The sequence below is a fragment of the Roseovarius marisflavi genome (genome assembly GCF_900142625.1).
Lineage (GTDB): Bacteria > Pseudomonadota > Alphaproteobacteria > Rhodobacterales > Rhodobacteraceae > Roseovarius > Roseovarius marisflavi.
The window spans coordinates 44,406-51,770 of record NZ_FRBN01000025.1 but is presented as its reverse complement, the minus strand read 5'-3'; the positions used below and the strand labels follow the sequence as shown (position 1 = coordinate 51,770).

Sequence of the window (7,365 nt, the reverse complement as noted above, 5' to 3'; positions counted from 1 at the left end):
CCTGAAAGCCATAGCAGGCGGGCACAAACAAACCGATATCAACCTGCTGCTGCCCTGGAACTACGTCAATCCGGTGTGAACGGCGCACCGCTTACGGACATCATCAACTTTCAGCTATATCTCCTCAGAAACTGGCTCACCGCTTTCTGCCTGCTTCTAAACTGCCATGACCTGGCCGTCACTGAATCGTCCGTTCTTCATCCGAATTTTCCTCGGTCAATTTGCCAGGAAAACTCTACCTTTGAACACGATGAATTCAGCCGGTCACTGCAACCCTGCTAATGCAATTTTCCAGTAAGGACTTCCTTGTACAAACCAACCAATCGCGTGATTTTACTCTCCCACAGACCCTCAGTGACGACTCGGGCCCGAGAAGCAGATCCCATGGCCTTTAACCGAGAGCGGTCCTGATAAAGATTACGCACGGCTTTCGCGATGTCTTTGGCAAGTGCCTCGGGCGTCGATACCGGCAAGCGGATCGCACAGGTATCATCCGTGACAAAGCTTGGTCCACCATAGTCGACCGTAATGACAGGCAGGCCTGCCCTCATTGCTTCATAAAGAACTCCACCGGCGGGTTCCCTGAATGATGGGAAAACAAACAAATCTGAAACGTCATACAGCGCTCTCACCTTGTCGTGAGGCACTTGGCCCAAAAACGTTATTCTATGCAAAACTTCTAGTTTTTCGGCTTCTTTACGCGCCAGATCGATTTCCGGACCCTGCCCGGCGGAAGTCAAAGTTACATCTTGCAAATCGGAGAGATACGCTATCGCTCTCACAACATCGCGAAGCCCTTTGGTGCGAACACCCCTTCCGACGTGTAACAGTCTAAGACCTGCCTGTTCTCCAACCAGCCGCTTCGGTGCGAGATTGTCAACGCCAAGTTCTAGCATCGCTTCAAAGCGCTTGAGCGGAATAGCACCAAGAGTTTCCTGCATGTAAGGAGCCACGCCGAGAATGAGATCAGCCTCTTCATAGGATCGCCGCAACCAAGGGTCGAAGCGGAAACGCCAAGGATCAATGACACGCATCCGCGTGAACCAGCTATCCGTCCCTGTCTCAGAAATGAAATGTTTGGGTGTTAAAAGGGACCCTCCAAGAGGCCCCACCACGTAGGGGATACCAAGCCCATAGAAAAGTGCAGGGTATCGCGCTGCTTGCGGCATGAGTTGATGGCCAATATCGAAATACCGACCATTATCCATCTGTTGACGTAGCCAACGCCGAGCGGCTCGATAAAGCAGGGGATAGCCAAGCTTAAGCCCAGAATTGAAACGCTCAAAGCGCAAAAAGAGCTTGGGTTCCGGCCAAGTAATCACTTCAGCCTGCGGCAATTGCTCTGCAAGGAACGGCCGCCCTGGCCGCTGAAAGGCCAATACTGTGAGTTCTACCTTTTCTGAAAGTTTTTCCGCCCATTTGTAAGCAATGAGCGCTTCACCAACGTCCGTTGAATCTATGTTTGGCGCAAAGAGTATAACCTTCATTTAGCGGCCCTCTCCGACTTGGGCCAAACACGGCTGGTAACTTTCAATACAGCGCGAAAGTGCTTGCCGCGTGCGCGTGCGTGTTCGGAACTCGAAAAAACTGCAGCAAAGCTCCAGTATAGCGCGCGGGTCGCATTGAACATGCTGATTATCCCAAAGGTGACAAGACCCCCAAAAACACCTGCGTGTTTCCGATGCAGCCGAACGATGGATTCTGATAGCAATACGTCTCGGTGATAGTCGAGTTTACGGGCTGATACGCTTCCATGATGGGTAATTTCTCCGACTGGAGCAAACATGAGGCGCCATCCGGCATCTCTCATCCTTTTACACCAGTCTGTCTCTTCTCCGAAAAAAAAGAAGTTTTCATCAAGTAGACCGATCTGATCAATCACACTCCGGCGCACCAATAGATAGCAGCCCGAAATCACCTCAACTTCCCGCTCACTGTCGCGCAACCAGTGGGTCATTGAGTGACGGCCAAAGAAACGCGGATGACGAAGTTTGGACAATCCCGAAAGTTGAAGAATTTGATTGAGAACAGACGGATACATTGAGCATGTCAGTTGAACGCTTCCGTCCGTATTTAATACGCGACAACCCATGGCGCCCACATCAGGGTGTGCATTCAGCCAAACCACGGAGGCAGGCAGCGCGTTTCCATGGACCAGGGTGTCAGTATTGAGCAGAAGCACGTGCTTTCCACGCGCCATATTGAAACCTTGATTGTTGGCGGCGGCAAACCCTCGATTTTCTGAGTTTCGGATGAGCGCAACTTCAGGAAAGTCCGCTTCCACCATGTCAGCGGATCCATCGGTCGACGCGTTGTCGACAACAAGAATTTCGGCAGCTAAATCGCCCAAGCCGCTGCTAACAGAGGCTAAGCACTCCCGGGTCATTTTTCTGGTATTCCAGTTAACGATAACGATCGAGAGATCGATGTGTCGCTCCGGGTTCGGACCACCCGTACTTTGCGGGTTCATTTCACTTGCTCCGTTCTATTGTCGCCTCAGAAAGGTGACATTACGTTCTACCTCAATTTTTGATCAGTTTGAATTGGGTCGGGATGCTGAATCCGGAGGCCATGTCCACAATCTGGTTTCAATTGGCATAAATTTGATTCGACGTAATCATATTTACTGATTCAATAGTCCCATTAATTTCCGGTCTTGTCCTTACCCACCCCATGACCGGACCCGAGGTTCACGTTCAAGGCCACAAAGCTGCGGCCGACGCGGTTGAGGGTGGCGGCGAGGGTGGTGTTGGCGGTGGCAACGTTCTGTTCGGCGTCGATCAGGTCGCGGATGGTGGCCCCGTCGCCGGTGACGATCTGGCGGGTCAGGGTCACGACCTCTTTATAAAGCCGCACGGTCTCTTCGGCGGCGCGCTGTGCCGAGAGGCTCGCGGAGTAATCCGCCAGAGAAGTTTCGACATCGCGGATTGCCTCGAGTACCGTCAGCCGCCATTGGGTATGGGCCTGCCGGACCAGCGACTGACGCTGCTCGACCTTGGCGCGGTTGCTGCTGTTGGGCAGGATCGGAAACTGCAACACAGGGCCAAAGAAATACTCGGGGCGTGCTGCCGACAGTGTTGCGCTTGTGATAGTTCCACTCAGGGAAAGCTGAGGATAGAGATCTGCCCGGGCCCCGGCCACGTCCCGGAAGGAGGCGTAATAGCTGCGCTCCGCCACCCGGATATCGGGGCGGTTGCGCAAGAGGTCAGCCGGGATGCCCACCTCAGGCGAAAGTGATACGCGCGGCTGACGTACGGGGCCATCGAGATTGATCTGCAACGCGCCGGGCACCTTGCCCAGAAGCACCGCCAGCTCGTTCTTGGCCGCGTCGATCGCAGCCTTGGTTTCGGGGATATCCGCGCGGGTCTCGGACACAAGCGCCTGTGCCCGGACCACATCGACCTTGGTGGCGGCACTGCCTTGTTGCAGGCGCTCGATCAGATTCAGCGTCTGGCGGCGCGATTTCAACTCTGAGCGGCGCAGCTGAAGCGCTGTCTGCTGATAGCGCAGGTCGACATAGGCATTGGCGATATTGAGCAAAAGCAGCAATTGGGCTGCATCCACCTCTGCATCAGCCACCTCGATGCGCGCACCAGCGGCGTCAATCTGGGCCCGTCGTCCGCCGTAGATATCCAGGATCCACTCGAACCCGAGACTGGCATTGGCCCGAGTCCGGCTCTCCCCAGTCTCTCCGCGCTCATATCCTACCCCGGCCCGAGGCGAGAGGAACGCCGATTGCGGCACGGCGCGCTGGATCGCTTGCGCCTCGATCACCCGCTCCTTGGCCAGATCGAGATTGAGATTGCCCGCAAGCCCAGTCTCAATCAGAGCGTTCAGGGTGGGATCATCGAATTTCTTCCACCAGTCGGCATTGCTGAGCAGAACCGGAGCGCCGCTCCTGGCGGCCTTGTAGGAGGACAGAAAGGGAAAGACCGGGGGCTTGTACGGGTCATCCGAACAGCCTGTCAGAACTGACAGCCCAGCCAGAACAAGGAATGCGCGTGGCGCGTGGCACCAGCTCTTGCCAGTCATAAAAACATCCTGCCTCATCGCCCCATGCGCCCGGTTTTTGATATCCGGTTGTCGTCATGCGGCTGCTCTGCTGCAGCATTGCCTGAAAATCGTTTTAAAACAAGATGTCCTTAATAATGATGGCCCGCTGTGCCATCACTGCATCACACCCCCCGCCTTAATCGTCGCGGAAAGCACGACGCATCTGGTCGGCGAGCGGTCTGGTGAGATAGCTCAGCGCCGTCCGCTCGCCGGTTTGCAGAAAGGCCTCGATCGGCATGCCGGGCAATATCTCATGTCCTTCGAGCAGCGCCAGCTGCTCAGGCGGGATCGACAGAGTCACCCGATAGAAACTCTGCCCCGTCGACGGATCGGTGACACTGCTGGGGGATATACCCGAGACCGTGCCAAAGATTTCGGGCGCGGTACGCGTACTGAAGGCAGAGAAGACCACCTTTGCGCGCTGCCCCTGGCCAACCTGATCAATCGCATCGGGAGCGACCCTGACTTCGAAATCCACCCCTTCCGAGACCGGGATCACCTGCAGGATCGTTTCGCCCGGCGGCACCACGCCGCCTGCGTTGAAAACCTGCATTTCATGCACGATGCCATCCACCGGCGACAGGATATCAATCCGTTCCAGCTGTTTGCGGGCTGTCACGATCTGCAGCAACAACTCTTCGCCCTGCGTTACCGCCTCTCCCAGATCAGTGACGACCTGTTCCTTGAACTGACGGTCGGACTGCAGAATTTCGAGTTCGGTGTCGCGAATGGAATTACGGATCCGCGCCATTTCGGACTGATGTTCGGAAATTTCCCCCAGAAGCCCCGAGCGGGACCGCTGCAATTCGAAGACCTGGCCCTCGCGGGCCAGCCCCTCCGCGTGCAGCGCACTGACATCCCCCAGTTCCTGTTCAACAAAGGCCAGCTGATCGCGTTTGGCCTGGATAAGACCCTCCACGCCCGAAATCTGGTTGTAGAACTGCACTATCTTTTCGCGCAGTTGCTCCTTGCGGCCCTTCATCACCTCGAGACGTGCCTCGAAAATCTCTTTTTGACCGGCATTGATAATTCCCAGCGGCAGGTCCTCCAGAAACTCGGTGTCATAGTCAAAGACCAGAACCTTGCTGCTAAGCTGCTCGGCCCGCAGGCGGCTGATCTTGGCACGGGTCTCTGCCAGGCGGTTGCGATACATTTCCAGATTGATGCGCAACAGTGTCGGATCCAGCCGCAAGAGCATGTCGCCCGCATGTACCAGATCACCATCCGACACCCGGATTTCGTCGATGATGCCGCCATCGAGGCTCTGAACGATCTTGGGGTTGCCGCGCACCACTGCCGAGCCCGAGGCGATAACCGCCCCGCTGATCGGCGTGAGATAGGCCCAGGCAAAAGCCGCCACCATCAGGATCAGCCCCGCCAGCATGCCGATACGGCCCGTCCTGGACATGTCGGTTTTCAGGACGGGTGTGTCAAAGGCTTCTGCTGACATTCCTGCCCCTTTCACTGTGCTACGACCGACACCGGACGAGACGTGCCGCCCAGCACCTCATCCTTGTCGCCGAACTTGGCCGCACGCCCCTGATGCAGCAACAGAACCTTGTTGACCGCAGCGATGGCACTGGGCCGATGCGCCATGACCACCACGACGCTGCCGCGCTCGCGCATGGTGTGGATGGCATGGCACAGGGCATCATCGCCATTGGCGTCAAGATTGGAGTTGGGTTCGTCCAGCACGATCAGGCGGGGTGCCCCAAAGATGGCACGCGCCAGCCCCAGACGCTGGATTTGTCCGCCTGACAAGGGGCGGGTCATCTGATCCATATGGGTGGCATAGCCGTCGGGCAGGCCCAGGATCATCTCATGCACACCGGCGATGCGCGCGGCGTCAATCACATCGGCATCCTTAGCCTCGGGATCGAAGCGCGCTATATTCTGGCCTACGCTGCCCGGCAGCATCTGCAGGGTTTGCGGCAGATAGCCGATATGACGCCCGAGCGCCTCTGGCGTCCATTGATCAAGCGTCGCTCCGTCAAGCCGCACCTCACCTGCCTCGGGTACCCAGGCCCCGACCAGAAGTCGCGCCAGCGTGGATTTGCCCGCAGCACTGTTGCCGACCACGCCCAGACCGTCCCCAGCCGAAAGAGCAAAACTGACCCGGTCAAGGATGCGTGGACGATCTGCGCCCTTCTCGGGGCCCACCGGGGCCAGCTTGGTCAGGGAGTTGACACGAAGCTCGCCCGCGGGAGCAGGCAGATCAATCCGCGGCTTGTCAGCCGGCAATTGACCAAAGATTTCACGCAGGCGTTTATGCGCTTCCCGAGCGCGGCCAATCGCACGCCACTGGCCAATCACCTGGTCGACCGGCGCGAGCGCCCGCCCCGCGATGATCGAGGTGGCGATGATCATGCCCGGCGTGATCTCCTGCCTCAGGGCAAGAAAGGCCCCCATGGTCAGAAGCGCCGATTGCAACAGAAGCCGAAAGGATTTCGAGAAAGAGGCAAACCCCTCGGAGCGATCACTGCCCACCTGCCCGGCCGCCAGAGCCGCATCATGCTGCGCCCGCCAGCGCGCGACCAGCCGCTCGCGCATACCAAGCGCACTGATGGTTTCGGCATCGGCGCGCGCCTGGCCTACGAGGCTGCGCTCGGCGCCTTCCATCGACATTACCTGGCTGATGGATTTCTGCGCCAGAAACTGATTGAGCAGTGCCGCCACCGCCACCACCCCTGCCCCGGCCAGCGTCAGAAAGCCAAGCCAGGGATGGATCAGAAACACCAGCACCAGAAAGAGCGGCATCCAGGGCAGATCGAAAAGCCCGGTGATCGCCGGGCTGCTCATGAAACCGCGCACCAATTCGAGGTCACGCACCGGCTGCGCCCCCGGATCGATGCGGGATTTCGCCCCAATCGCGCCTGAGCGCAAGGCAAAGCGGAAAGCCTCTTCGCCGACTTTCGCGTCGAGCCGCAGGGAAGCCCGAGACAAGAGCCGCGCGCGCAGAAAATCGTAAAGGCCCAAAAAACTGTAGAGCAGGATTACAATGGCAAAGAGCCCCAGAAGCGTCGAGACCGACCCGGATGAGAGCACCCGGTCATAGACCTGCAGCATATAGACCGGCCCGGTCAGCATCAGCAGATTGATGATCGCGCTGAACAGCCCCACCAACACGAATGTGCCACGCAAGCCCCGCAGAGCCCCGAGATAGGAATTCTTGGCCTCAGCCCTCATCTTTTGCATACTGCCCCGTCATTGCCTGTTATGCCCGCCGGCTCCGCACCTCAACAGGTTACAATCCTGTGTTTGCGCCGTGATTGTTTACAGATTTCCCATGATAGCATGGCTAATTCATGGCGC

At 57.7% G+C, this 7,365-nt stretch carries 6 protein-coding genes; 1 reads left to right on the top strand and 5 read right to left on the bottom strand.

Annotated elements, in window-relative coordinates:
• The coding region (locus tag BUB78_RS20965) for a hypothetical protein (RefSeq protein ID WP_220084024.1) at positions 1 to 282 on the top strand (282 nt) is incomplete at its 5' end.
• Here the strand turns inward: BUB78_RS20965 and BUB78_RS16825 are convergent.
• The 5 genes from BUB78_RS16825 to BUB78_RS16805 form a co-directional block, all read right to left on the bottom strand.
• Positions 279 to 1,487, bottom strand: coding sequence for a glycosyltransferase family 4 protein (locus tag BUB78_RS16825; protein ID WP_073200064.1), 1,209 nt, complete (start codon positions 1,485 to 1,487; stop codon positions 279 to 281). The genes BUB78_RS20965 and BUB78_RS16825 overlap by 4 nt on opposite strands.
• Entirely contained in the window at positions 1,484 to 2,470 is a 987-nt protein-coding gene (locus BUB78_RS16820; RefSeq protein ID WP_073200062.1) for a glycosyltransferase family 2 protein, read from the bottom strand. Before BUB78_RS16820 ends, BUB78_RS16825 begins: the two co-directional genes overlap by 4 nt.
• 173 nt (positions 2,471 to 2,643) lie before the next feature.
• Positions 2,644 to 4,032 (bottom strand): efflux transporter outer membrane subunit, encoded by a 1,389-nt coding sequence (locus BUB78_RS16815; RefSeq protein WP_170865094.1) that lies wholly within the window; start codon positions 4,030 to 4,032, stop codon positions 2,644 to 2,646.
• Positions 4,033 to 4,189: 157 nt separating this feature from the next.
• Complete coding sequence (locus BUB78_RS16810; protein WP_084732926.1) at positions 4,190 to 5,503, bottom strand: HlyD family type I secretion periplasmic adaptor subunit; 1,314 nt, start codon at positions 5,501 to 5,503, stop codon at positions 4,190 to 4,192.
• A gap of 11 nt (positions 5,504 to 5,514) precedes the next feature.
• Positions 5,515 to 7,239: a type I secretion system permease/ATPase gene (locus BUB78_RS16805; protein ID WP_073200085.1), complete on the bottom strand. Its 1,725-nt coding sequence runs from the start codon at positions 7,237 to 7,239 to the stop codon at positions 5,515 to 5,517.
• Positions 7,240 to 7,365: the final 126 nt, after the last annotated feature.